Raw genomic sequence first — 2,412 nt, 5'->3', positions numbered from 1 at the left:
CCCTCCAAAGAGATTGTGGGGGAGCAGTGGGATATGGATGCGCTCTCTCTCATGACCACTCCCGAAGTGACCGCTCCAAAGCCACCCCCTCGGCAGTGGCCGCAGCTCGTGGGCAAGTCTGCCACGCGGCGCATCTGGCTCATCGCACTCCCGACTCTGGAAGAAGTGTCAGGTCTGATAGAACTTGCTGCTCAAAAGAAATTCGGGCTTTGCCTGGAAGTGCCCACCGAGCTGCCCTGGGAGGAAGTCAAAAAGCGTTTCGAGGCTGCTTTGGCCGAAGGAAACCGAAAAAACGTTGGGGTCGGGGCTGTCTTGCGGCTGCTGCGTGCGGCATCGGGGATGGCGGGGAGCGCCTTGAATCAGCTGGGCGAGACGGGAAGCGTGGCGGGAAGACGCCTCATCAAGCAAGCCACGATGGCAGAGCGTCAGCCCGTGGTCTTAGACTGGCTAGAACCCAAGCATCCACTGGTAGCCGAGCGTCTCCAAAAAGTGGCGGATCTGCCGGGATTGAGCCAACTCCTGCTCACCGATACACTCTATCCAATCTTTTCGATCAAGCAAGAAGAAGCGACACCTGGATTTGCCCGGCCCGTTGGGGCTGCATTTTCCTACAATTGCTCCGTTGAAGAGCGGCTCGCGTTCTTACGTGCAGAGAATATGGACCCGCTGGACATCGCCCAAACAGAAACCTTTACGGTGAACCTGAAGCTCCCCTGGCTCAACGACCATTACGAGGACGAGCTACTGGAACGCCGCTGGAACGACTGGCGCTATCAGCGCAATGCCGATTCGCTCCAGCCTTTTCACGCCCTTCTCCAGCGCACGGCACCCTCCCTTCCCGTATTGGTTCTGGATCGCAGCCCCCACGAGCGTTTCTTTGCTCTCTGGGAAAAGCCACAGCTACTCCCCCGAGCCAATACAACCTACTTGCAGCCGGAAACTCTAAAAACAGCCCGCAGCCAGAGCCGTGATCTCTGGCGACGCATGAGCTACCGGCCCAATCACTCTTTGGGTGAGCACTTCAAGGTAAAAGTCGTCCCCGATAGCACCGCTGGGCTGGTCGCGACCGTGGAGCAAGAGCTTCGGATCGGAGGTACAAGCGACAAAGCAGCCTCTTGGGATGGCGTGGCGCTGGATCTGCGTCTCTTTCCCCTCCAAGACGCGCTTCGTCTGCTAAAGCCTCTCGTCACGGAATAATGGTCGTGTGCCAACGTAAGCGCTAGGTTAGCTAAGCAGAAACGCATAATTTGAGCAACATTTTCCAATGGTGTGATTCCGAGGGAGTAGATGGTAGTACTCGTTCAAGATGTTGCTATATTTTTTCAATGCTGCTTAGGTTGTCTTGTGGGAACCCTTTTTTGCTCCCCCACTTGCTCTCGCGTTGAGTCGGTTTAGAACGTAGAGCCTGGGATGCATCCCGCCCAGCGCGAGGGGGATCACGCGCTCGATCTTCCACTGTGGCCCCAGTGTCTCCTCAAACAGACGGATCTCGTGCGTCAGAAAGACCTCTGTGCCACCAACGCGAAGCAGGCGCTCGGCTTTGGCTAGGAGCGCCGGGTAGAGCTTGACATTGTCTTTATGGCTTCCGATGCGCTGTCCAAACGGCAGGTCGGCGACAATCGCATCCGCCCAGCCATCGTCGAGGGGCACTGCCGTCGCGTCCCATCAAAGCCGCACTCCGTGCACAGCCAGAGCGCCTCGGCGACCATTTTCTGGCGCACCGTGGGATCAGAGAGCACCACGGCTCCCTCACCACGCGCATTGCCCACATAAACCCAGGCAATAGCCCGCGTTCTCGGCGCTTGCCTGTGCACCGCCATGACGAGCCTTTGGGCCTGCTCAAGGTAGCGGAACTTCAGCGAGCCATCGGCCTGGATAAAGCGCACATGGAAGTAGGCATCGCGAATCCCCTCCGCCTTAAGCCGCTCACAAAGCGCCGAAATCTCCGCGTCACTCTTCTGCCCAAAGTAGTGCGTGTAGCGCACCCAGAGCCCATTGGTACGCGTGCTCAGCGTCCACCCAGAGATAGCCGCGCCGTAAGAAAAGGCGTAGTAGTCAAGCGCTACCAATCCGATCAGCGCTGCCACAAAAAACAGTGCCATTTGCCGACGACGAGAGCGTTTGGGGGAGTGTCGACGCATAACGCTTTATACCGTTTTTTTACCCGTGTTCAAACGAAGAAAAGGGAACCTAGAGTTCGTCATGAGCCTCTAGACAACAACATTTGGAGAAGAGGAAATAACAATGAGATTTATAGCATGGATCGTGGTTGGCTTGATCGCGGGGGTGATCGCCAAAGCTCTGATGCCAGGGTCGCGGGAAGAGCCGTCAGGCTTGCTCCTGACTATACTTTTAGGAGTTGTAGGGGCTGTTATTGGAGGATTCCTTAGTAGTATACTCCTGGGCGGTGGC

General features: G+C 57.0%; 3 protein-coding genes. 1 reads left to right on the top strand and 2 read right to left on the bottom strand.

What is annotated here, in order from left to right; translation table 11 throughout:
- A partial coding sequence (locus ACH2EH_RS01215; RefSeq protein ID WP_395138015.1) for a hypothetical protein occupies positions 1-1,197 on the top strand: 1,197 nt, incomplete at its 5' end.
- A 135-nt stretch (positions 1,198-1,332) separates the two neighbouring features.
- Here ACH2EH_RS01215 and ACH2EH_RS01210 read toward each other — a convergent pair.
- Together ACH2EH_RS01210 and ACH2EH_RS01205 are read right to left on the bottom strand one after the other, a co-directional pair.
- Positions 1,333-1,650 (bottom strand): hypothetical protein, encoded by a 318-nt coding sequence (locus ACH2EH_RS01210; RefSeq protein ID WP_395138013.1) that lies wholly within the window; start codon positions 1,648-1,650, stop codon positions 1,333-1,335.
- Positions 1,545-2,141 carry a hypothetical protein gene (locus ACH2EH_RS01205; RefSeq protein ID WP_395138011.1) on the bottom strand — a complete coding sequence of 199 codons (597 nt, stop codon included), beginning with the start codon at positions 2,139-2,141 and terminating at the stop codon, positions 1,545-1,547. The genes ACH2EH_RS01210 and ACH2EH_RS01205 overlap by 106 nt, the downstream gene beginning before the upstream one ends.
- Positions 2,142-2,412: the final 271 nt, after the last annotated feature.

It is taken from the genome of Armatimonas sp. (assembly GCF_043760365.1).
Lineage (GTDB): Bacteria > Armatimonadota > Armatimonadia > Armatimonadales > Armatimonadaceae > Armatimonas.
This window is presented reverse-complemented; position numbering and strand designations above follow the sequence as displayed.

Coding starts and splice junctions, on each gene's coding strand:
- ACH2EH_RS01205 (WP_395138011.1), bottom strand. CDS start 2,141: ATGCGTCGACACTCCCCCAAACGCTCTCGTCGTCGGCAAATGGCACTG.